Origin of the sequence: Halorubrum laminariae (assembly GCF_024494655.1) — an archaeon.
Lineage (GTDB): Archaea > Halobacteriota > Halobacteria > Halobacteriales > Haloferacaceae > Halorubrum > Halorubrum laminariae.
The window spans coordinates 521998-544788 of the sequence record NZ_JANHDL010000002.1 but is presented as its reverse complement, the minus strand read 5'-3'; the positions used below and the strand labels follow the sequence as shown (position 1 = coordinate 544788).

Genomic DNA, 22791 nt, shown 5'->3' with positions numbered 1-22791 from the left:
CATCAACATCCTGTGTCTCCCCCAGCCGGGAGAGTTTCCTGCAATGGTGAGTCCGTGATCACTCCTCCAAGTGCTCGACCACGGCATCGACATCGTTCGGGACGGGTTCGGGGTCGCCGCCGGCCGCGTAAGCGGCGTCCGGGTCCTTCAACAGGTGGCCGGTCGTCAGGCAGACGACCCGTTCGTCGTCGGCAACGACGCCCTCGCGGCGGAGCTTCCTGAGCCCCGCGAGGCTCGCGGCGGAAGCGGGCTCGACGCCGACGCCCTCCTCGGCGAGATCGCGCTGTGCGTCGGTGATCTCGTCGTCTTCGACGGCGACGGCGGTGCCGCCGGTGTTCCTGATCCCCGGGATCGCCTTCGGCGCGTTGACCGGGTTGCCGATGCGGATCGCGGTCGCGCGCGTCTCGACTTCCTCCCAGCGGCGGATCTCGTCGTTGCCCGCCTCGATCGCCTCGACCATCGGCGCGGCTCCGGCGGCCTGCACGCCGGTAAGTTTCGGGACCTCATCGACCGAGAGCGCGCCGGACTGGACGAGTTCGCGGAACCCCTTGTACAGCGCCGCGGTGTTGCCGGCGTTGCCGACGGGGAGGACGATCCGGTCGGGGAACGTTCCGTAGTCGGCGTAAAACTCCTCTAAGATCTCGAAACCGATCGTCTTCTGGCCCTCCAGCCGGAAGGGGTTCAGGGAGTTGAGCAGGTACGCCTCTCCGCGGGCAGCGAGTTCCTGCACGATGTCGAGACAGGCGTCGAAGTTACCGTCGACTTCGAGGATGCGCGCGCCGTGGAGGCTCGCCTGTGCGACCTTCCCGGCCGCGACTTTCCCCTGCGGGAGGAGCACGAGCGTCTCCATATCGCCGCGGCCGCCGTAGGCCGCGAGCGCCGCAGAGGTGTTGCCGGTGGACGCACAGGCGAGCGCGCCGACGCCGAGTTCCTTGGCGACGCGGACACCGACCGTCATGCCGCGGTCTTTGAACGAGCCGGTGGGGTTCATCCCCTCGTGTTTGATCCGCAGCGCGGCGACCCCGACGGACTCCTCGATGCGTGGGACGCGGTGGAGCGGCGTGTCGCCCTCGGGCAGTGTCACGCCCAGATCGAAGGGGAGTCCCTCGCGGTAGCGCCAGACGCCGCGGTCGGGGCCGTCGGTCGGCGCGCCCGCACCGAACTCGTCGAACGTCGGCGGATCGTCGTAGCGCACTTCGAGCAGTCCGTCGCACTCGTCGCAGGTGTATCGGACATCTTCGAAGGGCGCGAACGTCTCGTCGCATTCGATGCAGGCGAGCCACGTGCCGTCGGCGGCGCAGTCTGGTGCCGTCGGAACCGGCGCGTCGATGGCGAGATCCATTTGCCTCGGCGTCCGTGCCCCCGGGGCTTAAGATGGGCGGTCCAGTCGGGCGTTGCCAGCGGAAGCGCCCGCGTCGCGGCGCGAGTTAATCGACGATTATCTCCGAGTCGCCGCCGTCGCTGTCGCCGCCGGCCATCCGGTCTTGATACCGCCGGATCCAGTCGGCGAAGCAGTCGGGGCAGAGCCGCTGGGTGTCGATGTTCGCGCGGTCGACGCTCAGCCGGACGGTCCGCGCGAGCGCGTCCGTCGTGGGGTCGCCACAGGCGTCACAGGGCTCGTTCGCCGCCGCGTTGCTCATACCGATCGCTCTCGGGGACGGTTCTTAAATGTACGTCGGTGCGATGCCGTCGGAGCACGCGGCGGCGGGGGAGGCTCAGACGGTCCGAAACGCGCGGTCGCCGGCATCGCCGAGGCCGGGAACGATGAACCCATCGTCGTCGAGACGGTCGTCGATGGCGACCGTCAACAGGTCGGCCTCGGGGACCGCCTCGCTCACGCGGACGAGTCCGTCGGGCGCGGAGACCGCGGAGAGCACGAACAGGTCCTCGAAGTCGTCGGCCTCCGAGAGCACGTGTTCGAGGACCGCGCACATCGTGGAACCGGTCGCGAGCATCGGGTCGGCGACGATCACGGTGTCGTCGGGGCGGATCTCCGGTAGCTTCACGTAGTCGATGGTGATCGGGAACTCGCCGTCGGCGGTCATCCCCGCCTCCTCGTCGCGGCCGGCGGAGATGACGCCCTGTTTCGCGCGGGGGAACGCCTTGAGCAGCCCCTCGACGAAGGGGGTCGCCGCGCGGAGGACGTTGATGATCACCACGTCGTCGAGTCCTTTCACGCGCTCGCCGGTCGTCTCTTCGAGCGGCGTCTGGACCGGGACGTACTCCGTCTCCATCGCGCCGTCGATGATCTCGTAGCCGCAGATACGGCCAAGTTTCACCAGTCCCTTGCGGAACGCAACCTGTTCGGTCTCGACATTTCGGAGCCGCGAGAGGGTGTCCGTCGCCAGCGCGTGCGTGATGAGGTGCGCGTCGTCGCGGTCTTCGATGGTCATTGCCCGAATGTCGGGACGCGTTAGCGTTAAAAGATGGCGAACCGCGGCCGACCGCACGGACGAGGTGGTGCGCGCGGCGGCCGTCTCCGCCGCGGGGGCGGAGTCACCGCAGCACAACGGCGTACGTCAGCGCGAAGATCACGAGCGCGAGAGTACCGACGTTGGTGAGGCTGTAGTCGACGACGGCAAGCAGATCGAGCCCCCACACGGCCGTCCACGCGAGCCACGTCGACAGCACGGCGTTCAACAGCACGACGAGGCGTGGGTCGCCGGTCGACTCCTCGACACCCTCGCGGATCCCCTTCGTCTCCTCGTCGTCTTCGCGGGTCGGCTTCGGCTCGTCTCCACCGTTCGCCTTCGACTCGTCGTCTTCATCGACCGCCTTCGGCTCTGCGACACTCTCACGAGCCTCCCTCGATCCTTCACCCTCCGACTCCTCGCTCATACGTCGACAGCCGAGAGAGCGCCACTTAGCTCTGTCCGTGCGTCCGAACGGGGGCGCAGCCATAGCGTTTTGTGTTCTGAGTGTGATGTGAGCACGTATGACAGACGAAACGGTCCACGAGTCGCGGCAGTCGCGGAGCCGACAGGCGATGGCGACGTACTTCCGACGGATCGCTCGCGCGCTCCGCCGCGGCGAGCCCGTCCCCGTCGACGAGGCGGGAACGGTGACGGTCGACCCGGCGGCGGAGCCGGACGTCGAAGTCGAACTCGAACGCGACGGAGAAACCGTTCACTTCGAGGTAGAGATGGAATGGCGCGAGGCCGACGGCGAGATAGACGACGACGCCGTCGCCAGCAAGGCAACGTTCGAGCTGTACGCCGACAGCGCGGACCAGTGGCGCTGGCGGCTCCGCCACGACAACGGCAACATTATTGCCGACGGCGGAGAGGGGTACAGCGACAAACGCGACGCGCGGTCTGGTATCGAGAGCGTCCAGCGGAACGCGCCCGGGAGCCACGTGATCGACGTCGACAGCGACGAGGAACCGCCCGAGGAGGGGGGAAGCAGCGCGACATTCGAGCTGTTCACCGACAACGCGGACGAGTGGCGCTGGCGACTCCGCCACGACAACGGCAACATCATCGCTGACGGCGGCCAAGGATACGCCTCAAAACAGAAGGCGAAACAGGGGCTCCGAAGCGTGAAGTCGAACGCGCCGGGCGCACCTGTCGAGGAAGCCGACGACGCCGACGCGGACGACGAGTAGCCTCTCGGGGACGCCCCCGCGCGGACCACAGCTGCCCGCCGCGGACCGCACCGCTTATTCGCCGGCCGTTGCTACCTCGGAGCGGACATGGACGTGCTCGACGCCAAGTACCCGTTCTTCGCGAGCGCCCGCGAGGCCGTCGCCGACGCGGCGGTGTCGCTGCCGGAACTCGTCGGAGCGGACGCGCCAGCGGTCGAACGCGCCCGCGAGCGCGTCGAGCGCGCCTTACTCGACGGGACGATCGAGTCGGAGAGTGGGCCGTTCCCCGCCGATTCGGCCTACGACACGCAGGCGGAGCTGCTCTCGTACCCGATCGCGCGGATCCTCGTGTCGCTTCTCGACTCCGAGCCCGCAATCGAGAAGTACGCGGCCGCGGAGGCGGCGACTGCGATGGATCGGATCCGCGAGGATCTCGCGACCGACGACGAACTGCAGTCGGTGTCGACGCCGACCGTCTCCCTCGCCGACGTGCTGACCGAGTTCGACCTCGACGACGCGGTGCGGTCAGAGGCGACCGCCTCGATCGGCGGTAACGGGATCGGCGGCGGAGGTGTGGGCGGTAACGGGATCGGCGGCGGTGCGAGCGAGGGCATGAGCGGCGGAAACACAGGGTCTACGGGTAACCACTACCGGATCGCTGTGGGGTCGTACCTCGACCTTACGTCGCCGGCGTGGGGGGAGTCTTGGCGACTCGTCAACCGGGCGCTCGCCGACGGCGCAGTCCGTCTCTCTCGCGACGACCTGCTGCGCGCGATCGAATCCGCCGTCGAGGACCGCGTCCGAGAGGGGCTCCCCTTCGAGCTGGCCGACGACAGTGAGATCGCCGCGGAGTTGGAATCCGGCGTGGCCGACCTCAAGCGGTTGCTCTCCGAGCGAACGTACGCTGGGCCGATAGATGTCGTCGCCCCCGATCTGTTCCCGCCGTGCATGACGAACCTGATCGAGAAGGCCGAGCGGGACGCGGAGCTGTCTCCGCCGGAGTCGTTCGCGCTGATGGCGTTTCTCGTCGGGATCGGGATGACGCCCGACGAGGTCGTCGCCTTCTGTGCCGACACGAGTCTCGACGCGGAGGGGATCCGCTACCAGACCGAGTATCTACGAGACGACCGCGGGACGCAGTACCCGCCGCCGACCTGCGAAACCCTCGCCAACTACGGGATCTGTCACAACGAGAACGACCACATGAAGGTGGCCGCCGATCCCCTCGCGTACTACGAGAAGCGCGTGGCGGCGGCCGACGAGATTACCGACTGGCGCGAGCAACACGAAGGCGACGGTGACGGAGACGATGAGTCCTCCCGCGACGAGGCTGGTGGCGATGTCGGCGAGAACGACCTGACCGATCGGTGAGAGCGCAGACGACCGGCGAAATCAAAGTTGTGAGCGGTCGCTGTGAGACTCAGCGTTGAGTTGCGATCTGCGTCCGCGAAATCGGACTGAAAATTTGTAGCCCGCTCAGGCGTCCTCATCTTTCGCGCGGATGAGGTACGCGCCGACGAGTGCCATCAGCAGGACGAATCCGGCAAGCAGTGCGACGAGCGCGATAGCGCCGGCCTCGGGCAGGGCGGCCGAGCCGCCGAAGGTTACACCGATACCGACCAGCCCGAGGATGAATACCGCGGCCGCCAGCAGCGAGACCGTGATCTGCCGGCGGAGTTCCGCGTCGATTTCCATGCCCGCGAGTTTCCCTCGCCGCTAAAAAAGCACTTCGATGGGAAGGCAGCGGCGAGCGAGGCGGTCCGATCGGAGAACTCGACGGCTCATCCCGCGAGGTGACTGATGTCGCGACGGAGCGTGTACCCCTTGGGGACGCCGACGACACCGAGACACGCCGCACAGAGCACGCGCTCATAGTCGCGGTTCGTCTCTTTTTCGAGCAGCGAAACGTCCTCGATCGGGAACACCGACTCACACCGATCGCACTCAATCCTGTCGCCGTCGACAATGTTCATTGCTCGTAGTTCCGGTGAGTAGTGTAAAAACTCGCGGGCCTCGTTATCACTCGAGATACTGTCGGCCGTTGAACCGCGGTGGGAGAGTGACGCGACGGCTCGCCGGTGATTTTATAACACCTCAGTATAATATCTTATCTTATATGAGGCACATGATAACGCAGTGCTTTCGTGGGTACTGTGCGCTCGCGGTGATCGGCGGCGGCTTCACTGCGCTGTGGGCGCTCGGCGTCATCTCGGTGGCGATTCCGGTCGTCGGGTACGCCTGGTTCGCCGTCGCCGCGGCTGGCACGATCGTCGCCGCGGGGATGTTCGCTCGGCGGGACGAGGCCGTCGAGGCGGACGCGACCGATGAACGGATCGAGCGATTCGAGCGAAATTCGGTCACGGGGACGCCGCTGAATCTCTACGTCGTCGCGCTCGCCGCGTGGGCCGCGGTGTCGTTCGGCTGGGTGCTCGGCGGGATGAGCCCCGACGGACTCACGGTCGTCGGCTACGGCTGGCTCGCGATCGCCGCGTACGGCGCGATCGTCGGTGTCGGACTCGCCGTGAACCACAGCGAAGAGGTCGCGACGGCGGTCGACCCCTCCGAACGGCTCGAAACGGACGCCTAACTCGGTCACGCTGGTGTCCGCTCACTCCGCCCTTTGCCTTAGTTCTCATAGTCAATAACTGGCGGCGATAGCTTATTCCCGATAAGGAGAATAGTCAGTCATGACGACCGACTCTGCGGAGGTGAGCGCCGGATTCGCCGTGAGCGTCCTCGCGGTCGCTGCCGCCGTCTGGGCGCTCCAGTTCACCGTCGAAATATTCACCGGCTGGGGGTGGGCACTTCTCGTCGGGGGCGCGCTGACGGTGCTCGGCGTACTCCTGCTGTTCCCCGACGTGCGACTCTACACGGGGGCCCGGTCACCGGCGGAGCGGTACCACCGCTCGGCCGAGGAGTACCACGAGCCGGCCGACGATTGACTGATATCGGCGGCGATCGGTGGCTTGTGAGTCACGTACGAGCGTGTCGCTCGTCGGTGTGACCGTCGCTCGCGGGCGCGAAAATGAGAGAATTCGAAACGCGTCTCGACGAACGTCGAGATGACGTGGGGTAGGTCCGGTCTCAGCCGAACAGCTCGCCGAGGCCTTCGCCGCCGTCGTCGTCTTCTTCGTCGTCTCCGTCGTCGGCTTCCTCTTCGGCGTCGGCTTCGTCGGCCTCCTCCTCGCCGTCGTCGTCCGACGCGCTGTCGTCCGCGGAGCCACTGGCGGCCGCGCCGGCGGCAGGAGCCGCGGCGGCCGTCTCGATGGCTTCCTCGATGTCGACGTCTTCCAGCGCGGCGACGAGCGCCTTGACGCGGGATTCCTCGACGTCGACGCCGGCGGCTTCAAGCACGCCGGTGATGTTGTCTTCGTTGATCTCTTCGCCAGTCTCGTTCAGGATGAGCGCAGCGTAAACGTATTCCATTGGTGTGTCCTCGTAGTGTTAGCCGAACATCGCACCGAGGCCGTCGCCGCCGTCGTCGCCGTCGTCCTCGTCGGTGTCGGCATCGGCGGTGTCCTCGGTGTTGTTCGCGTCCTCTGTGTCTTCCTCCGCCTGTTCCTCGTCGCCGTCGTCCGTCTCCGGGGCCGGGGCGGCTTCGACGCCCTGCAGCTCCTCGGGGAGCGCCTCCTCGTCGTCGATCTGCGCCGCGAGCGCGCGGAGCTGGGCGTCAGCCTTCCCGATGAGGTCGGGCACGACGTCCGGGCTCTCGATCTCCGCGAACAGTCCGACGGACTTGGCCTCGCCGGACGCCTTCGCGAGAAGGGTGCCGGCGGTGGCTGCCGTCGGGTACGCGGCGTTGACAGAGAGGTTGCGCGCGGCGGCCGCGGCGGCCTGGATGTCAGCCTCGTACTCGTCGACATCGATTTCGAGCTCGTCCGGCTCGAACAGGACGCCCTCGGAGTAGACGCCCTTCAGGTCGAGCCCGACTTCCTTCGGCTCGATGCCGAGTTCAGTCAGGACGTTCGCGAGGTCGTCGTCGACGACCTCGCCCTCTTCGAGGACCTTCGAGTCCTCGGTGACCATGATCGAGCCGTCTTGGATGCGCGCGGCCGCGCCGATCGTCTGGAGTTCCCCGACGAACGGTCCCGGGTCGACGCCGGTGTCACCCTCGGGGATGACGACATCGTTGGGGGCGACCTCGCCCGCGTTGATGGGGGCGGGGGTCTTCGACGCTTCGAGTTGCTTGAAGAGGCCGAACGGGTTGTCGTTCGTGCCGATGAGCGCGACCTGACCCGAGATGTACTGGGTCAGCTCCTCGACGCCTTGGTCGACTTCTTCGAGCGCGCGAACGGTGAGCGTGTTGCGGCTCATCCGAACGTCTGCGGAGCCGTGAAGCTCGCGGCGCATGGCTTGGAGCTGGCGGCTCGGAATGCCGGCGACGCCAACGATCCCGACGGAGTTGAACGAGTCGATGAAGTCGACGAGTTCGTCGACTTCCTCGCGCTTCCACTGCGGGATCGTCTCGGTCTTCCGGACCGAGCTCATACGGGTACCTCCTTTGCGGGACCCATCGTGGTCTTCACGAAGATCCCGTCGATGTTGAGCGGCCCTTTCTCAAGGTCCGCTTCGAGTCGCCGGATGATGACGTCGATGTTGTCCGAAATCGCTTCGGCACCCATGTCTTCGGCACCGACGCGGGTGTGGAACGTGCGCCGGTCGCGAGACCGGAGCTGCACGGTGTTTTTCATCCGGTTGACGGTGTCGACGATGTCGTCGTCCGGCTGCAGTGGGGTAGGCATCTTCCCGCGCGGACCGAGGACGGTACCGAGGTACCGACCGATGTCCTGCATCAGGTTGGCTTCGGCGACGAAGAAGTCGGTCTCGTCGGCCAGATCCTTAGCGCGGTCGTCGTCGTCTCCTAAGTCTTCGAGGTCATCGCTGTCGAGTACTTCGTCAGCGACCTCCTCTGCGCGGACGGCGGTTTCGCCCTCCGCGAAGACGACGATCTGTGTCTCCTGCCCCGTTCCAGCCGGCAGCACGACGGACTCGTCGATGCGGTTCGACGGATCGTTGAGGTCGAGGTCTCGCAGGTTGATAGCGATGTCCACTGTCTCGCGGAAGTTCCGCTCGGGGGCATCGTCGAGTGCGAGGGTCACGGCCTCTTGTATTGTGTCTGCCATTTTCACCTCCGTAGTACGCAGGTCGCTCCTACGGGTCAGTGAAACAGGCGAAGCCTGTCTCACCGAAGAGTGGTCCATCGGAGGTTTAAAAGCGTCGAACCGAAGCCCCGCGTGTGAACCGAAGACAGGGGCTGTGATGACCGATCGGCGGCGGATCGATCGCTCGCCGAACTGGCGGCGCTTCCGACGGCAACGTTCTCGGTGGTGCCGATACTCGACGAACGTCGATCCCGAAAACGTCGGAGAGGGGAATCCTTTTGACGCCGCTTCGTGACCGTCGAGGTAATGACTCAGGGTGGTCCGGCGTGACGATGGACGACCGCATCGACGACCTCCGCGAGCGGCGCGAGCGCGCGGCGAAAGGCGGCGGCGAAGACCGGATCGAATCCCAACACGAGAAGGGGAAAATGACCGCGCGCGAGCGCATCGACTACTTCCTCGACGACGGAACGTTCCACGAGTTCGACCGCTTCCGCACGCACCGGAACCACACCTTCGGGATGGAAGAACAGCAGATTCCCGGCGACGGGGTCGTGACGGGGTACGGTGAGGTGAACGGGCGAAAGACGTTCGTTTTCGCACACGACTTCACCGTCTTCGGCGGCTCGCTCGGCGAGGTGTTCGCGGAGAAGGTGTGCAAGGTGATGGACAAGGCGATGGATGTGGGCGCGCCCGTCGTCGGGCTCAACGACTCCGCGGGCGCTCGGATCCAAGAGGGCGTCGCCTCGCTCGGCGGCTTCGCCGAGATATTCCGGCGTAACACCGAGGCCTCCGGCGTGATTCCCCAGATCTCGGCGATCATGGGGCCGTGCGCCGGCGGCGCGGTGTACTCTCCGGCGATCACGGACTTCACGTTCATGGTGAAAGACACCTCCCACATGTTCATCACCGGCCCGGATGTCATCGAGACGGTCACCGGCGAGGAGGTGAGCTTCGAGGAACTCGGCGGCGCGGTCACCCACTCGTCGACCTCCGGCGTGGCGCACTTCGCCGAGGAGAGCGAGGAGGACGCGCTCGACAACATCGCACGGCTGCTCTCGTACCTCCCCGCCAACAACGTCGAGGACCCGCCGCGCGTAGAGCCGTGGGACGACCCCGAGCGCGCGGACGACGATCTCGCGGAGATCGTCCCCGACGCGCCTCGCAAGCCGTACGACATGAAGGACGTGATCGGCAGCGTCGTTGACGAGGGGTCCTTCTTCGAGGTACAGGAGAACTTCGCGAAGAACATCGTCGTCGGCTTCGGCCGGCTCGACGGCCACTCGGTCGGCGTCGTCGCCAACAACCCCCGAGTGAACGCCGGCACGCTCGACATCGAATCGAGCCAGAAGGGCGCGCGGTTCGTCCGCTTCTGTGACGCCTTTAACATCCCCATCGTCACCTTCGAGGACGTTCCCGGCTTCATGCCCGGGACCGACCAAGAGCACAACGGGATCATCCGTCACGGCGCGAAGCTTCTGTACGCCTTCTCTGAGGCGACGGTCCCGCTTCTCACCGTCATCACCCGGAAGGCGTACGGCGGTGCCTACTGCGTGATGTCCTCGAAACACATCGGCGGCGACGTGAACTACGCGTGGCCGACGGCGGAGATCGCGGTGATGGGACCGAAGGGGGCTGTCAACGTCCTCTACAGAGAAGAACTGGCCGCGGCCGATGACCCGGACGCGCGCAGACAGGAGCTGATAGACGAGTACCGCGAGGAGTTCGCGAACCCGTACAGCGCCGCGGACCGCGGCTTCATCGACGACGTGATCGAGCCCACGGAGACCCGCGCCCGCCTGATATCCGACCTCCAGATGCTGAAGGGGAAGCGCTCGGATCAGCCCGACAAGAAACACGGGAACATTCCGATCTGATGGCGGTGAACACGCCGGACGACTCGGAGGAGAGCGAGACGGACGACGCAGAGGAACGCGAGGCGGACGGACCGACTCCGACGGCGGATGACGGTCTCGCCGGGCTGACGATCCCCGAGAACGCCGACGACGCGGAGACCGCCGCGATCGTGGCGGCCGTCGCCGCTCACCTCCGCGACGGTGAGGCAGCCGCGGCAGCTGCGGCCGCCGAGAGCGACGGCTCGGACGACTGGGACGAAGAGCGGTGGTCGTTCGTCGGGCGGATCGATCGCTTACAGGGCCGGCGTGTCCGCGTCCCGGAGGGCGTCCCGACGGACGCGTGGACCGCCGCCGGGCGCGCTGAGCGGTTCTGAGTTCGGCGTCTGGGCCGAGTCTGTCGCCGGCACGGACCGACAGAATGAGGTGGGTTATCGTGGAAGACTCCCGCAGGAATGTTCGACAAGGTTCTCGTCGCGAACCGCGGAGAGATCGCGGTGCGGGTGATGCGCGCCTGTGCGGAGCTCGGCGTCGACACCGTCGCCGTGTACAGCGACGCCGACAAACACGGCGGCCACGTCCGGTACGCGGACGAGGCGTACAACGTCGGCCCGGCGCGCGCGGCAGATTCGTACCTCGACGGCGAGGCGGTCGTCGAGGCGGCACGCGCTGCCGACGCCGACGCGATCCACCCCGGCTACGGCTTCCTCGCCGAGAACGCCGACTTCGCGGCGCGGGTCGAGGCCGCTGACGGAATCACGTGGGTCGGGCCGTCGAGCGACGCGATGGAACGGCTCGGCGAGAAGACCCACGCTCGCCGGGTAATGGCTGACGCCGACGTGCCGATCGTCCCCGGAACGACGGAGCCCGTCACCGAACCCGAGGCGGTCCGCGAGTTCGGAGACGAGCACGGCTACCCGGTCGCGATCAAAGCCGAGGGCGGCGGCGGTGGCCGCGGAATGAAGGTTGTCGAGAGCGCCGACGAGGCGGCCGACGCGCTCGAATCGGCGAAACGCGAGGGCGAGGCGTACTTCTCGAACGACTCCGTCTACCTGGAGCGCTACTTGGAGACCCCCCGACACGTGGAGGTCCAGATCGTCGCGGACGATCCGACCGCCGAAGGCGGTGAGGACGAGACCCCCCTCGACGAGAGTGATGTGGTCCACCTCGGCGAGCGCGACTGCTCGCTCCAGCGCCGCCACCAAAAGGTAATCGAGGAGGGTCCCTCCCCGGCTCTCTCGGACGAGTTACGCGAGCGGATCGGCGAGGCCGCCCGCCGCGGCGTCGCCGCCGCCGACTACACCAACGCCGGAACGGTGGAGTTCCTCGTCGAGGAGGACCCCGACCGCGATCCGACGGAGCCACTCGGGCCGGACACGCCCTTCTACTTCCTCGAAGTCAACACCCGAATTCAGGTCGAACACACCGTCACGGAAGAGCTGACGGGGATAGACATAGTCAAAGAGCAGCTCCGCGTCGCGAGCGGCGAGGGCTTGTCGGTCTCGCAGGACGAGGTGGAACTGGACGGACACGCGATCGAGTTCCGGATCAACGCCGAGAACGCCGCAGAGGAGTTCCAGCCCGCGAACGAGGGGTCGCTCGACACGTACGACCCGCCGGGCGGGATCGGCGTCCGCGTCGACGACGCGCTCCGTCAGGGCGACGAGATTGTCACCGACTACGACTCGATGATCGCGAAGCTGATCGTCTGGGGCGCGGACCGCGAGGAGTGTCTCGCCCGGTCGAAGCGCGCGCTCGCCGAGTACGACATCGACGGCGTCGTCACGATCGTCCCGTTCCACCGGCTCATGCTCGACGACGAGCAGTTCGTCGACGGGATTCACACGACGAAATACCTCGACGAGGAGCTCGACCCGGACCTAGTCGCTGACGCGCAAAATCGATGGGGCACGGAGACGGAGAGCGACTCTGACGACGACGAGGAGGTGACCGAACGCGAGTTCACCGTCGAGGTGAACGGGAAGCGCTTCGAGGTGGAACTCGAAGAGCGCGGCGCGCGGCCGATTCCGACGCCCGAGAGTGGCGGGAGCGGTTCCACACAGCGCCCGCCGCAGGCGACCGACGACGACGGAGACGACGACGTGGACGTGGCAGAGGGCGGCGAGGCGGTCGAAGCCGAGATGCAAGGGACGATCCTCTCTGTCGATGTGAGCGAGGGAGACGAGGTCGCCGCCGGCGACGTGGTCTGCGTACTGGAGGCGATGAAGATGGAAAACGACGTGGTCGCCGAGCGCGGCGGCACCGTCGCGAGCGTACACGTCGCCGAGGGCGACAGCGTCGACATGGGCGACGTGTTGGTCGTGTTGGAGTAGGAACGCTCCCTCGGAGACGGCGTCTAGGTCTAGAGGTCGTCCGTGTCGAACTTCCAGAGACCGACGAGCGGCGGCGCGAGCGCCCAGAACACGAGCATCGACGCCGCGGAGATCTGTTGGTTGACCGTGTCGCCGGTGAACAGCTGTCCACCGAGGAACGCGTTCGTCAGTACCTCGACGCCGGCGGTGGGGTTTGCGACTTGGAGGAACGTCCGGATCTGTGCCGTCGAAAACGGAAGCGGGTCGACGATGGGACTCGCGGCTCCGAGCACCTGTCCGGTGATCGCGCCCCACAGCAGCACGAAGAGGACGTAGATCGACACGCCGCCGATCAGCGCCCGTCGCTGCGTCGACGCGGCGGCCGAACAGCCGACCGCGATGGCGACGAAGACGACGCCGAGAACGGCGGCGAACACCGTGTATCCGAGGTAGGAGCCGGCGTTGAACGCCGCAATCTGGTCCGTCCACGAAAGTCCCGCCAAGACGATCGCGGGCAGGAGGAACCCGGCACCGACCGCGAGCGACAGCGCCGCGCCGCGACCGACGACCTTGCCGAAGACCACGTCGGCCCGCGAGTGCGGCAGCGACAGGAGCAGTTTGAGCGAGCCGGACTCGCGCTCGCCGCTGACCGCGTTGTACCCGACCACGACGCCGACGAGCGGGACGAGCGTCGTCACCAGGAAGGGCCCGACGAAGAAGCGCAAGAGCAGCTCGGTCGCGAACTGCTCGCCTTGCCCGCTCGGGCGGATCACGAACGCGAATATCGCGACGAGCAGCGAGAACAGCGCCACGAGGATCGCCATCCCCCGCGAGCGGACCGCGTCGTGGAAGTCCTTCTCCGCGACGGCGACGAGGCTCATCCGTCCACCTCGTCGGCGTCTGTGGTCGCGTCGGGGGCGTCCGTCGCCGCATCGCCTGCCGCGCCGCGCATCTCGGCGTCGGCCGCTGGCGACGGCGCGTCACCCTCGGTGTACGCCAAGAAGAGGTCTTCGAGCGACGCCTCGCGAGTGTGGAAGTCGTTGACTGCGACGCCGGCGTCCTCGACTGCCGCGATGACCCGCGTCTTCGCGCCGTCGGCACAGTCCACGACGAGGGTGTCGCCGGCGCGGTCGACGCGGCTGACCCCGTCGAGAGCCAGCACCGCCTCGACGGCGTCGTCGAGCGCGTCGGCCGTTTCGCCCGCGTCGACGGCGATCTCAAGTGTCTCTTCGCTGCCGACGGCGTCGCGGAGGCCTTCGACGGAGTCCTCGGCGACGAGCTCGCCGTCGCGGAGGATGCCGACTCGGTCACAGACGGCGTCGACCTGTTCGAGCACATGCGACGAGAAGAAGACCGTCGCGCCCCGGTCGGACTCCGTGCGGACGATCTCGCGCATCTCCTTTGCGCCCGCCGGGTCGAGCCCGGAGGAGGGCTCGTCGAGGATCAGCAGGTCAGGGTCGCCGACGAGCGCCATCGCCAGCGCGAGCCGCTGGCGCATCCCCTTGGAGTAGCCACCCGCCTTGCGGTCGGCGTCGGCGAGGAGTCCGACGCGCTCCAAGAGCGAGTCCGGCTCATCATCGACCGATTTCGACCGGATCGCGAACTCAACGTGCTTCCGCCCGGTAAGCCGGTCGTACACGGAGAACCCGTCCGGAAGAACGCCGGTCCGGCGGCGGATCTCGACGCCCTCGTCGGTGGCGTCGCGTCCGAGCACGGACACGGTCCCTTCCGTCGGTCGGACGAGGTCGAGCACCATGTCGATGGTCGTCGACTTTCCGGCCCCGTTCGGGCCGAGGAAGCCGTACACCTCCCCCTCCTCGATGGTTAAATCGAGGTCCCGTACGGCCGTGACGTCGGCAAATTCCTTCGTCACGCCCCGCAGTTCGATGGCGGTCATATACACGTCCGTTCCCGCGTCACCCGATAAAGGGTTGTGGGTCGAATCGCTCGTTACCGAGCGGTCGATCACTCGGGATCCGCCGGCGGCCACTCGACGTCGTGGTCGGCGAGCAGGTCGGCGAACGCGGCCTCGTCGAGCACGGGGACACCCTCGGCGTCGGCGTCGGCGCGCTTCGAGTGACCGGGGTTTTCTCCGGCAACGAGGTAGTCGGTGTTTCCCGACACCGAGGATGTCGCCGACGCGCCGTGCGCCTCGACGTGCACCTGCGCCTCGCTCCGAGTCACCGACAGCGAGCCCGTGAAGACGAAGGTCAGGCCCGCGAGCGCGTCCGCCTGTCCGTCGTCCGGGCCGGTGTCGACCGGCTCGGGATCGACCCCTCGCTCGCGGAGCTCCGCGATCGCCGCGCGGTTCTCCTCGCGGTCGAAGAACGTCCGGATCGAGTCGGCAACCTCGGGACCGATGTCGTCGACCTCGCGGAGGGCGTCCTCGTCGGCGTCGAGGAGCGCGTCGAGGTCACCGAAGTGCGTCGCGAGCGCGCGAGCGGTCGTCGCGCCGACGTCCGGGATCCCGAGCCCGGCGAGAAACGCGTCGAGCGGGGGATCGCGGGTGGCGTCCAGCTCGGCTATCAGGTTCTCGGCGCTCGTCTCGCCCCATCCCTCCAAGTCGGTGAGATCGCCGACAGTCAGGTCGTACAGGTCGGGCAGTGACTCGACGAGTCCGGCCTCGCGGAGCTGTTCGACGCGCTCCGGGCCGAGTCCATCGATATCCAACGCGTCTCGGCGCGCCCAGTGTTCGATCGCGCGGTCGATCTGGGCGGGACAGCCGAGCCCACCGGTGCAGAAAGCGAGCGGCCCGTCGCGCTCGACGGGCGCGCCACAGACCGGACACGTCTCGGGGAAGTCGTAGGTCCCCTCGGCGCGCTTCTCGACCACCTCGGGGACGTAGGGGATCACGTCGCCGGCGCGGTAGATCCGGACGTGGTCGCCGACGTTTATCCCGAGCGCCTCGATCTCGGCGGGATTGTGCAGTGTCGCCCGCGAGACGGTGACCCCGCCAACCTCGACGGGATCCAACTCGGCGACCGGCGTGAGCCGCCCGGTGCGTCCGACCTGTACGGTGACCCCCTCGACGGTCGTCGTCGCGGTCCGCGGCGGGAACTTGTACGCGAACGCCCATCGGGGGGCCCGCGAGGTCGACCCGAGCGCCTCGCGGGCGGCGCGGTCGTTCACTGATAGCACGACCCCGTCGACCGCGTAGTTCAGGTCGTCGCGGTCGGCCAAGATCCGGTCGCGGTAGTCGATCGCGGCCTCGATGTCGTCGACCACGTCCACGCGGTCGGTGCGTCGGAGTCCGAAGCGATCGAACGCGTCGAATTCTTCCCGGTGGGTGGCGGGTCGGTCCATCTGTGCTCCGCCGCGCTCGCCGCCGTCCGCCTCCCACGCCAGCACGTCGAACACGAAGATGTCGAGTGGCCGCTCGGCGACCACGGATGGGTCGAGCTGTCTGAGAGTTCCAGCAGCGGCGTTTCGGGGGTTCGCAAACGGCTCCTCGCCGCGCTCCATCAGTTTCTCGTTGTACGCGGCGAACGCGTCCCGAGGCATATACACTTCGCCGCGGACCGCGAGTCGCGCGGGCGGGTCGCCTCGGAGGCGTTCGGGGACCGACCGGATCGTCCGCACTTGCTCGGTCACGTCGTCGCCCTCTATCCCGTCACCGCGGGTAGCAGCACGAACGTACGCGCCGTCCTCGTAGACGAGTTCGACCGAGAGGCCGTCGAATTTCGGCTCGCAGACGTACGCGACCGCGTCCGGATCGAGCCCTGCGTCGGCGACGCCGCGCCGGACGCGCTCGTCGAACTCGCAGACCGCGTCGGCGTCGGTCGCGTTGTCGATGGACCGCATCGGCGCGAGGTGCTCGACGGTGTCCAACTCGTCGAGCGGCTCGCCGCCGACGCGTCGCGTCGGGGAGTGCTCGGTCGAGAGGTCGAAGGCGTCTTCGAGGTCGCGGAGCCGAGCGAACAGCGCGTCGTACGTCTCGTCAGGAATGATCGGATCGGCCTCGACGTAGTACCGGTAGTCGTGTTCGCGGATCGCCGCTCGCAGGAGATCGGCCTGCTCGGCCGCCGCGTCGGGCGACAGCTCCGCGACCGGCGCGAAGTCTGTCGGCGGCGCTTCGACGTAGGGGTTCTCGTCCGGGTCCGCGTACCGGGTCGACGACCCGGATGGCGCGTTCGTCATCGACCGACGCTTGCGGCGGCTTCGGTTAAAAATGACCGTTCGCGTTCCCCGCCTGTGTCGAGAGAGTTTCTGCGCGACCGGGTCGCGAGCGTGTTTCCAGTCACGTCGCCGCCAGCAGCTTCAGCCGCAATTCGCGCTCGTCGACCTCGTATTTGAACGCCGGATGGCCGTCGACGAACACGTACGGGACGCGTTCGCCGTACTCGTCGGCGAGTTCGGGATCCTCGTCGATGTCGACCAGCTCCAGATCGATCGGCACGTCGAGGTCGGCGGCCACGTCCTCGATCGTCTCGCGTGCGACGACACAGAGCGAACAGTTCTCGCGGGTGTACACCGTTACGGGGACTGCCTCCGGCGCGTCCGTCTCGCTCATCGGCTTCGTTTCGATCGGGGGCGGTGAATCGCTTGCGATCGGGGGATCGAGGTGACCGACGGTGTTTAACGGACCGCGCGAGAACGGGACGGCATGGAGCCGGTCGACGATTGGCGCGGGGCGATTGCCGAGGCCGGCGAGCTGACCGGCCCGATCGCTGCCGCGATCGTCGACGACCACGGCGACCGCGGAAAGCGCGCCATCGAGGCGGTCGGCGAGGGGCGAGTGAAGCGCTACCGGGACTTCACCGTCGTCGTCGGCCACGAGGACGAGTATGTGATCGAAGACGGTGAGTGTACCTGCGCGGACGCGACGTACAACCTCGATCCGGCAGCTCCCGATGAGCGGTGCTGGCACGCGATCGCGGTCGACGTGGCTGATGCGATCGGTGCCGTCGACCACCATGACATGTGGTACTCGGAGGTTCGCGAGTTCCTGTGACCACCGTGTGTCCGGGACACGCACACGCTCGATCAGCGGCCGCTCGACCGCGTGTATCGCCCGATTCCGTCGAATTTCGGTCTGAGAGTCGAAAACGTTTACAACGGCGGCCGGACTCCTGTACGGTATGGCGGACTGTCCACTCGCCGACGATTGCCCCAGATTCGACGAACAGATCACGGGGATGGGGTGTCAACACTACGGCAACAAGGGCGGCGCGGAGTGGTGTAGCCACTACGACATGCCGATCTACGAGCTGAAACAGCAGCCCGTCCAGCCCGGCGAGGAGGTCGTCGTGGAGGTCGACGACATCCACGAGAGCGGGGCGGGCGTCGGTCGCACCGACGACGGCTTCATCGTGCTCGTCGACGGGCTCCTCCCGCCGGCGCGCGCCGAGGTGCGGATCCACCGCGTGAAGTCGAGTCACGCAACCGCGAAGGATATCGTTGAGCGCCTCCCCGACGAAGACGACGAAGACGACCAAGACGCTGACGCAGACGCCCCGGAGGCGGACGCGGACGCAGACACGGAAGACACCGACGGCGACCGTCGCCGCGACCGGCCGGACCGCGAACGGCTCGGCAGCCGCGAGAACTTCTGGGGCAAGTGATCGGCTCTCGGGGCGGCCCTGCCCCACGGACAGTCCGAACGCCGCCGCTCACGCGCTTGTTTTTTGTGCCGCCGCGCACCCGGTTTTTCTGTCGCGCGCCACCGGGACGCGCTTCTCGAAACCGCCGTTTTTTGAACGCGCGTCTCGTCCGAATCGGTATGGTCGCAGACGACGCCCCGGCCGACAGCGATCCGGACCCCGACCGCGACAGCGTCGATGCCGCGGATCTGCTCGAACGGGCCGGGTTCGACGCCGCCGAGAGCGTCCTCACGGACCGGCAGGCCGAGGTGCTCGCGCTGCGGGAACGCGGGCTCCGCCAGTCGGACATCGCTGATCGACTCGGAACGTCGCGGGCGAACGTCTCAAGCGTCGAGGCGAGCGCCCGCGACAACGTGGAACGGGCCCGTGAGACGGTCGCGTTCGCGGAAGCGCTCTCTGCGCCAGTTCGGGTCGAGATCGAGCAGGGGACGGACCTCTACGACGCCCCGAAGCGTGTGTACGACGCTTGTGACGAGGCGGGCGTGAAGGTGAACCAGACCGCGCCGGAGTTGATGAAAGCGATCGGCGACCGCGCTGGCGACGCGGTCCGCGGCCGCGAGGTCCGGTCGCGCCTCTTCGTCACCGTCGACGCGGACGGACAGATCCGGGTGCGTCGGCCGTAACACAGCCGGCGGCCGTAATACAGCCGGGCGATCAGTAGCTGGGCGATCGCTTCCGACCGCGGACGCTAAGGCCGTGGCCCGAGGACGGCTGCCCATGCGCGTCACGCTCCTCGGCACCGGTAACACGACGGGGACACCGACGGTCGGCTGCGACTGCGACACCTGCGAGGCGGCGCGCGAACGAGGGGTGTCGCGCTCGCGGTTCTCCGTCCACGTCGAAAACGAGCGCACCGGCGAGGCCCTGCTCGTCGACTTCAGCCCGGACTTCAGGCAGCAGTTCCTCGCGGCCGATGTCCCGCTCCCGGACGCCGGGATCGTGACGCACATCCACTTCGACCACCTCGACGGACTCGGCAACGTCTACCGGCTCGTCGACGGGCTCCCGGTCCACGCGCCGAACGAGACCGATCCCGCGACCGACGAGAGCGTCGCCGAGACGATCCGACGCAAGTATGACTACCTCGAAGACCGGATCGGCGTCCACGCCCGCGACCCGTTCGACCCGTTCGAGACGTGCGGTCTGGAGGTCCGGTTTGTCCCCGTCGACCACCCGCCGCTTTTGTGTTTCGGCGTCGTCATCGAAGATCCGAAGACGGGCGCGAAGCTCTCGCTCACCGGCGACACCAGCTACGGCATCCCCGAGCGCTCTCGGGAGGCACTCGCCGGGGCCGACCTCCTCTTGGCTGACGCCATCGTCCCGGCGTCGCTCTGTCACCATCACCCGATCGGCGGCCGTCACGAGGGCCCGGACGGCCTTCCGCGGACGTTTGGGACGAAGCACATGACGCGAGAGGGCGCGCTCTCGCTCGCTGACGCCCTCGACGCGACACAGACGCGGCTCGTCCACCTCGCGCACTACTACCCCGCCGACGAGGCGTTCGAGGAGCCACTGGCGGTCGACGGCGAGGTCTACGAACTGTAGGGGGACGCTACTCGTACTCGCTGCCGACGACCTCGCGGATGCGCTCGGCGGTCACCGACCCCACGCCGTCCACGTCGAGGAGGTCGTCCTCCCGCGACGTCATCACCGCCTCGACGGTGCCGAAGTGCTCTAACAGCGACCGAGCGGTGACCGGGCCGATGTCGGCGATGGAGGAGACGACGTACTCTTGTTGTTCTGCGCGGGTCTTCGTCGTCTTCTCGCCGTGGACGCTCACCTCGCGGTCGCGGGTCTCTTGCTCCCGTTTGGCGATCGTCGCGAGCAGTTCCGTGGTGTCCGTCTCGCCTTCGGTCCGCAGGACGCTTACGTCGAAGTCGACCGCGAGTGACGCGAGCGCGCCGCGGATCGCGTTGGGGTCGATGTCGCGCTGGCCGTAGAGGTTCGTTCCCTCGACGATCAAGACGGGTCTGGCGTACGCGCGAGACAGCTCTCCGACCTGCTTGAACAACGAGCGGTCGGCGTCGAGCATCGAGTCCACGAAGTCGGCTGCGGATTTGCGCTCGACGGCCACGCGGTCTGAGAGCACGTAATCGCCAACTGCAAGCGTCTCGAGCCGCGTGAGGAGGCCGTCTCGCGTCGAGAGGTCCTTCGCGATCGAGGAGTCGAGCTCGCGCTGGTCGACGACGATCTCGACGCCGTCTTCGACGCCGGCGGTCGCGACGACGCCGTCCGAGTCGCTGCCTTCGTCGCTATCGGTCGCATCCCTGCCGCCGTCGCCCGCGTTGGTTTCTGTCGTCGTCTTGTTCTCGTCTCCACCCCGTGCCTTCGCGGCGAAGTCGGTGAGCCCGGCGTCGCCGCCGTTACCGTCGCCGCCGTTACCGTCGACGCTGCCCCCGTCGCTGTCCTCGCCGCTGTGGGACGCACCAGCGTCGCCGTCGTCGCCGTCCGCATTGCCGTCGTCTGTGGACTGGTCAGCGAACGAGTTAAGCCCCGCCTGCCCGTCGCCGCCGACGGAGTCCTCGATATCGCCGGTGGCGGTCTTCAACTCGGCGAGCTGGCTGGCCATCTTCTTCTCGCGCCGACGCGATATCCAGAAAAACGCCTCGTCGCGGGTGTCTTCGGCCATCAGAACGACGACCTGCCCTTCGGCTTGCCGACCGGTCCGCCCCTTCCGTTGGATCGAGCGGATGGCGGTGGGAACCGGCTCGTAGAAGCACACGAGATCGACTTCGGGGACGTCGAGCCCTTCCTCCGCGACGCTCGTGGAGACGAGTACCTCGAACTCGCCGTCTTTGAACGCGTCAAGCGTCTCCTGCTGCTGGATCTGACTCATTCCGTCGGACCCCTCCTTGTCACCCTGCCCAACGAACTTGCGGACAGCGAAGCTTGCGGAGAGGAACTCGACGAGCGCCTCGGCGGTGTCTCTGGACTCCGTGAACAGGATGGCCCGCTCGCCCTCGTTGATCCCGAGCGTCTCCGCGAGCAGAATCCGGGCCTTCGAGAACTTCGGGTGGAGCCCGTCGAACGACTCCGCCTTCCGCATCGCTTCTCTGACTTTGGGGTCCGCGACCATCCGCTGGCTCGCCTTCGATGCGCCCGACGAACGGGCAGCCTCGCGTTGGCGCTCGAAGTAGCGCCGGACCGACTCCACCGACTGCGTCTCGACGAGCTCGACGGCACGGCGGAGCTTCATCACCTCCGCGTGGGTGCTCATCCCCTTGTACCCCTCCGACTGGTCGTTGTCCATCATCTTCTTCAGCTTCCCGCGCATCTCGTTGAGGTCGCGTTGCGAGAGGTCGGGACTCGTCTTGTTCGTCACGCCAAGCCGTTTGAGCTTCTCCAGTCGGTCTGCAATCACCTCGTTCAGCGCGTCCCGGATCGCGATCACCTCGTCGGGAAGGGTGATCTGCTCCCATCGGACGTCGGTGTCGTGGGTGTATTCGTCGACGTCGGCGTCCTCCTCGGTCATCACCTCGACGTTCACTAAGCCGAGGTTCTCACAGACGGTCTGGATCTCTTCGGTGTCGCCGCCGGGCGACGCCGACATCCCGGTGACGAGCGGGTCGGCTGCGTCGGCGTGGTACCGTTCCGCGATATACACGTACGCGTAGTCGCCGGTCGCGCGGTGACACTCGTCGAAGGTGCAGTGCGTCACGTCGCGAAGCGAGATCCGGTTGCCGACCAGATCGTTCTCGACGACCTGCGGGGTCGCAATCACGATTCGAGCGTCCGCCCAGACCGCGGCGCGGTCGTCGGGTTTCACGTCGCCCGTGAACACGACGATCTCGTCGTCCGGCATCGAGAGCGCCTCGCGGTAGAACTCCGCGTGCTGCTGGACAAGCGGCTTGGTGGGGGCCAAAAACAGCGCCTTCCCGCCCGCCTCGTGGAGCCGTTGTGCGGTGACGAGCAGGCTGACCGTGGTCTTGCCGAGGCCTGTCGGCAGACAGACGAGCGTGTGGTCGGCTGCGGCTGCGTCGGCCAGTTGGAACTGGTAGCGGCGGTGCTGGAGGTAGTCGTCGACGAGCAGCGGTCGGTCGATACCGGCGGCCTCGGTCGCCATCGGCGGGCCTACGCCCCCTCCGGCCTAAAGCCTTCGCGAAGCGGGGTGAAAGTTATCGCTCGGCGGAGCGGTCCTCGTGGACCTCGTCCGGAACCGTCTCGTCGACCAACTGTGCCCACTCGACGAGTCGGTCTCCGGATGGGGTTTGCGCGCTCATCACGCAACGGATCTCAGTGGTACGTATTAACACTTACCCCGATTTTGGTCGTGTTGGCAGCGGTTGTGTTGGCGTCGGTTGTGTTGGCGTCGGTTGTGTTGGCGTCGGTTGTGTTGGCGTC

The 22791-nt window shown here is 67.2% G+C and carries 25 protein-coding genes; 11 read left to right on the top strand and 14 right to left on the bottom strand.

Translation table 11 applies throughout. The features are described 5' to 3' along the window. Window positions 1–58: 58 nt before the first annotated feature. The 4 genes from thrC to NO887_RS18650 all read right to left on the bottom strand — a co-directional run bounded on the left by thrC (window position 59) and on the right by NO887_RS18650 (window position 2838). Window positions 59–1342 carry a threonine synthase gene (thrC, locus tag NO887_RS05905; RefSeq protein WP_256417533.1) on the bottom strand — a complete coding sequence of 428 codons (1284 nt, stop codon included), beginning with the start codon at window positions 1340–1342 and terminating at the stop codon, window positions 59–61. Window positions 1343–1427: 85 nt separating this feature from the next. Next, window positions 1428–1640: a DUF7569 family protein gene (locus NO887_RS05900; RefSeq protein ID WP_256417532.1), complete on the bottom strand. Its 213-nt coding sequence runs from the start codon at window positions 1638–1640 to the stop codon at window positions 1428–1430. A 75-nt stretch (window positions 1641–1715) separates the two neighbouring features. After that, window positions 1716–2393 carry a uracil phosphoribosyltransferase gene (gene upp, locus NO887_RS05895; RefSeq protein WP_256417531.1) on the bottom strand — a complete coding sequence of 226 codons (678 nt, stop codon included), beginning with the start codon at window positions 2391–2393 and terminating at the stop codon, window positions 1716–1718. A gap of 103 nt (window positions 2394–2496) precedes the next feature. Further along, on the bottom strand, window positions 2497–2838 hold the full coding sequence (locus NO887_RS18650; protein WP_379811706.1) for a DUF8107 family protein: 342 nt from the start codon (window positions 2836–2838) through the stop codon (window positions 2497–2499). A 97-nt stretch (window positions 2839–2935) separates the two neighbouring features. On the opposite strand from NO887_RS18650, the gene NO887_RS05885 reads away from it, so the two are divergent. Further along, window positions 2936–3604: an HVO_2922 family protein gene (locus tag NO887_RS05885; protein WP_256417530.1), complete on the top strand. Its 669-nt coding sequence runs from the start codon at window positions 2936–2938 to the stop codon at window positions 3602–3604. An 87-nt stretch (window positions 3605–3691) separates the two neighbouring features. After that, window positions 3692–4954 (top strand): DNA primase, encoded by a 1263-nt coding sequence (locus NO887_RS05880; RefSeq protein WP_256417529.1) that lies wholly within the window; start codon window positions 3692–3694, stop codon window positions 4952–4954. 105 nt (window positions 4955–5059) lie between these two features. Here the strand turns inward: NO887_RS05880 and NO887_RS05875 are convergent, their stop codons facing one another. Continuing rightward, window positions 5060–5278 (bottom strand): DUF7472 family protein, encoded by a 219-nt coding sequence (locus NO887_RS05875; protein ID WP_256417528.1) that lies wholly within the window; start codon window positions 5276–5278, stop codon window positions 5060–5062. Window positions 5279–5364: 86 nt separating this feature from the next. After that, window positions 5365–5556: a hypothetical protein gene (locus NO887_RS05870; RefSeq protein WP_256417527.1), complete on the bottom strand. Its 192-nt coding sequence runs from the start codon at window positions 5554–5556 to the stop codon at window positions 5365–5367. Window positions 5557–5708: 152 nt separating this feature from the next. Between NO887_RS05870 and NO887_RS05865 the strand changes: the two genes are divergently transcribed. Together NO887_RS05865 and NO887_RS05860 are read left to right on the top strand one after the other, a co-directional pair. After that, on the top strand, window positions 5709–6170 hold the full coding sequence (locus NO887_RS05865) for a hypothetical protein (RefSeq protein WP_256417526.1): 462 nt from the start codon (window positions 5709–5711) through the stop codon (window positions 6168–6170). Between the two features lie 100 nt (window positions 6171–6270). Next, the gene (locus tag NO887_RS05860) at window positions 6271–6525 is read left to right on the top strand and encodes a hypothetical protein (RefSeq protein ID WP_256417525.1); all 255 of its coding nucleotides are present in this window, start codon (window positions 6271–6273) and stop codon (window positions 6523–6525) included. Between the two features lie 142 nt (window positions 6526–6667). Here the strand turns inward: NO887_RS05860 and rpl12p are convergent, their stop codons facing one another. Genes rpl12p through NO887_RS05845 form a run of 3 tightly spaced genes read right to left on the bottom strand, consistent with a single transcriptional unit; the run spans window position 6668 to window position 8706 of the window. Continuing rightward, the gene (gene rpl12p, locus NO887_RS05855) at window positions 6668–7009 is read right to left on the bottom strand and encodes a 50S ribosomal protein P1 (protein WP_256417524.1); all 342 of its coding nucleotides are present in this window, start codon (window positions 7007–7009) and stop codon (window positions 6668–6670) included. Between the two features lie 18 nt (window positions 7010–7027). After that, window positions 7028–8071, bottom strand: a complete 1044-nt coding sequence (locus NO887_RS05850) for a 50S ribosomal protein L10 (protein WP_256417523.1) — start codon at window positions 8069–8071, stop codon at window positions 7028–7030. Next, complete coding sequence (locus NO887_RS05845; protein ID WP_256417522.1) at window positions 8068–8706, bottom strand: 50S ribosomal protein L1; 639 nt, start codon at window positions 8704–8706, stop codon at window positions 8068–8070. The genes NO887_RS05850 and NO887_RS05845 overlap by 4 nt, the downstream gene beginning before the upstream one ends. A gap of 311 nt (window positions 8707–9017) precedes the next feature. Between NO887_RS05845 and NO887_RS05840 the strand changes: the two genes are divergently transcribed. From NO887_RS05840 to NO887_RS05830, 3 genes are all read left to right on the top strand, one after another. After that, window positions 9018–10562, top strand: coding sequence for an acyl-CoA carboxylase subunit beta (locus NO887_RS05840; protein WP_256417521.1), 1545 nt, complete (start codon window positions 9018–9020; stop codon window positions 10560–10562). Next, complete coding sequence (locus NO887_RS05835) at window positions 10562–10915, top strand: DUF8022 family protein (protein ID WP_256417520.1); 354 nt, start codon at window positions 10562–10564, stop codon at window positions 10913–10915. The genes NO887_RS05840 and NO887_RS05835 overlap by 1 nt, the downstream gene beginning before the upstream one ends. Window positions 10916–10993: 78 nt before the next feature. After that, window positions 10994–12871 carry an ATP-binding protein gene (locus NO887_RS05830; RefSeq protein WP_256417519.1) on the top strand — a complete coding sequence of 626 codons (1878 nt, stop codon included), beginning with the start codon at window positions 10994–10996 and terminating at the stop codon, window positions 12869–12871. Window positions 12872–12900: 29 nt separating this feature from the next. On the opposite strand, the gene NO887_RS05825 is transcribed toward NO887_RS05830, so the two are convergent. The 4 genes from NO887_RS05825 to NO887_RS05810 all read right to left on the bottom strand — a co-directional run bounded on the left by NO887_RS05825 (window position 12901) and on the right by NO887_RS05810 (window position 17360). After that, on the bottom strand, window positions 12901–13731 hold the full coding sequence (locus NO887_RS05825; protein ID WP_256417518.1) for an ABC transporter permease subunit: 831 nt from the start codon (window positions 13729–13731) through the stop codon (window positions 12901–12903). Beyond that, on the bottom strand, window positions 13728–14747 hold the full coding sequence (locus NO887_RS05820) for an ABC transporter ATP-binding protein (protein ID WP_256417517.1): 1020 nt from the start codon (window positions 14745–14747) through the stop codon (window positions 13728–13730). Before NO887_RS05820 ends, NO887_RS05825 begins: the two co-directional genes overlap by 4 nt. Before the next feature lie 68 nt (window positions 14748–14815). After that, window positions 14816–16987, bottom strand: coding sequence for an NAD-dependent DNA ligase LigA (gene ligA, locus NO887_RS05815; protein ID WP_256417516.1), 2172 nt, complete (start codon window positions 16985–16987; stop codon window positions 14816–14818). 100 nt (window positions 16988–17087) lie between these two features. Then, window positions 17088–17360 carry a glutaredoxin family protein gene (locus NO887_RS05810; RefSeq protein ID WP_256417515.1) on the bottom strand — a complete coding sequence of 91 codons (273 nt, stop codon included), beginning with the start codon at window positions 17358–17360 and terminating at the stop codon, window positions 17088–17090. 93 nt (window positions 17361–17453) lie between these two features. Between NO887_RS05810 and NO887_RS05805 the strand changes: the two genes are divergently transcribed. The 4 genes from NO887_RS05805 to NO887_RS05790 all read left to right on the top strand — a co-directional run bounded on the left by NO887_RS05805 (window position 17454) and on the right by NO887_RS05790 (window position 19995). Next, the gene (locus NO887_RS05805; RefSeq protein WP_256417514.1) at window positions 17454–17801 is read left to right on the top strand and encodes a hypothetical protein; all 348 of its coding nucleotides are present in this window, start codon (window positions 17454–17456) and stop codon (window positions 17799–17801) included. 127 nt (window positions 17802–17928) lie between these two features. Continuing rightward, on the top strand, window positions 17929–18411 hold the full coding sequence (locus tag NO887_RS05800) for a TRAM domain-containing protein (RefSeq protein ID WP_256417513.1): 483 nt from the start codon (window positions 17929–17931) through the stop codon (window positions 18409–18411). A gap of 158 nt (window positions 18412–18569) precedes the next feature. Then, a complete protein-coding gene (locus tag NO887_RS05795; RefSeq protein ID WP_256417512.1) occupies window positions 18570–19073 on the top strand; it encodes a Tfx family DNA-binding protein in 504 nt (167 codons plus the stop codon). A gap of 94 nt (window positions 19074–19167) precedes the next feature. Beyond that, entirely contained in the window at window positions 19168–19995 is an 828-nt protein-coding gene (locus tag NO887_RS05790; protein WP_256417511.1) for an MBL fold metallo-hydrolase, read from the top strand. A 7-nt stretch (window positions 19996–20002) separates the two neighbouring features. On the opposite strand, the gene NO887_RS05785 is transcribed toward NO887_RS05790, so the two are convergent. Further along, complete coding sequence (locus tag NO887_RS05785) at window positions 20003–22513, bottom strand: DEAD/DEAH box helicase (protein ID WP_256417510.1); 2511 nt, start codon at window positions 22511–22513, stop codon at window positions 20003–20005. Between the last annotated feature and the right edge of the window lie 278 nt (window positions 22514–22791).

Excerpts from the sequence above, each read along its gene's own strand:
- thrC (WP_256417533.1), bottom strand. The coding sequence starts at position 1,342 with ATGGATCTCGCCATCGACGCGCCGGTTCCGACGGCACCAGACTGCGCC.
- NO887_RS05900 (WP_256417532.1), bottom strand. The coding sequence starts at position 1,640 with ATGAGCAACGCGGCGGCGAACGAGCCCTGTGACGCCTGTGGCGACCCC.
- upp (WP_256417531.1), bottom strand. The coding sequence starts at position 2,393 with ATGACCATCGAAGACCGCGACGACGCGCACCTCATCACGCACGCGCTG.
- NO887_RS18650 (WP_379811706.1), bottom strand. The coding sequence starts at position 2,838 with ATGAGCGAGGAGTCGGAGGGTGAAGGATCGAGGGAGGCTCGTGAGAGT.
- NO887_RS05885 (WP_256417530.1), top strand. The coding sequence starts at position 2,936 with ATGACAGACGAAACGGTCCACGAGTCGCGGCAGTCGCGGAGCCGACAG.
- NO887_RS05880 (WP_256417529.1), top strand. The coding sequence starts at position 3,692 with ATGGACGTGCTCGACGCCAAGTACCCGTTCTTCGCGAGCGCCCGCGAG.
- NO887_RS05875 (WP_256417528.1), bottom strand. The coding sequence starts at position 5,278 with ATGGAAATCGACGCGGAACTCCGCCGGCAGATCACGGTCTCGCTGCTG.
- NO887_RS05870 (WP_256417527.1), bottom strand. The coding sequence starts at position 5,556 with ATGAACATTGTCGACGGCGACAGGATTGAGTGCGATCGGTGTGAGTCG.
- NO887_RS05865 (WP_256417526.1), top strand. The coding sequence starts at position 5,709 with ATGATAACGCAGTGCTTTCGTGGGTACTGTGCGCTCGCGGTGATCGGC.
- NO887_RS05860 (WP_256417525.1), top strand. The coding sequence starts at position 6,271 with ATGACGACCGACTCTGCGGAGGTGAGCGCCGGATTCGCCGTGAGCGTC.
- rpl12p (WP_256417524.1), bottom strand. The coding sequence starts at position 7,009 with ATGGAATACGTTTACGCTGCGCTCATCCTGAACGAGACTGGCGAAGAG.
- NO887_RS05850 (WP_256417523.1), bottom strand. The coding sequence starts at position 8,071 with ATGAGCTCGGTCCGGAAGACCGAGACGATCCCGCAGTGGAAGCGCGAG.
- NO887_RS05845 (WP_256417522.1), bottom strand. The coding sequence starts at position 8,706 with ATGGCAGACACAATACAAGAGGCCGTGACCCTCGCACTCGACGATGCC.
- NO887_RS05840 (WP_256417521.1), top strand. The coding sequence starts at position 9,018 with ATGGACGACCGCATCGACGACCTCCGCGAGCGGCGCGAGCGCGCGGCG.
- NO887_RS05835 (WP_256417520.1), top strand. The coding sequence starts at position 10,562 with ATGGCGGTGAACACGCCGGACGACTCGGAGGAGAGCGAGACGGACGAC.
- NO887_RS05830 (WP_256417519.1), top strand. The coding sequence starts at position 10,994 with ATGTTCGACAAGGTTCTCGTCGCGAACCGCGGAGAGATCGCGGTGCGG.
- NO887_RS05825 (WP_256417518.1), bottom strand. The coding sequence starts at position 13,731 with ATGAGCCTCGTCGCCGTCGCGGAGAAGGACTTCCACGACGCGGTCCGC.
- NO887_RS05820 (WP_256417517.1), bottom strand. The coding sequence starts at position 14,747 with ATGACCGCCATCGAACTGCGGGGCGTGACGAAGGAATTTGCCGACGTC.
- ligA (WP_256417516.1), bottom strand. The coding sequence starts at position 16,987 with ATGACGAACGCGCCATCCGGGTCGTCGACCCGGTACGCGGACCCGGAC.
- NO887_RS05810 (WP_256417515.1), bottom strand. The coding sequence starts at position 17,360 with ATGAGCGAGACGGACGCGCCGGAGGCAGTCCCCGTAACGGTGTACACC.
- NO887_RS05805 (WP_256417514.1), top strand. The coding sequence starts at position 17,454 with ATGGAGCCGGTCGACGATTGGCGCGGGGCGATTGCCGAGGCCGGCGAG.
- NO887_RS05800 (WP_256417513.1), top strand. The coding sequence starts at position 17,929 with ATGGCGGACTGTCCACTCGCCGACGATTGCCCCAGATTCGACGAACAG.
- NO887_RS05795 (WP_256417512.1), top strand. The coding sequence starts at position 18,570 with ATGGTCGCAGACGACGCCCCGGCCGACAGCGATCCGGACCCCGACCGC.
- NO887_RS05790 (WP_256417511.1), top strand. The coding sequence starts at position 19,168 with ATGCGCGTCACGCTCCTCGGCACCGGTAACACGACGGGGACACCGACG.
- NO887_RS05785 (WP_256417510.1), bottom strand. The coding sequence starts at position 22,513 with ATGGCGACCGAGGCCGCCGGTATCGACCGACCGCTGCTCGTCGACGAC.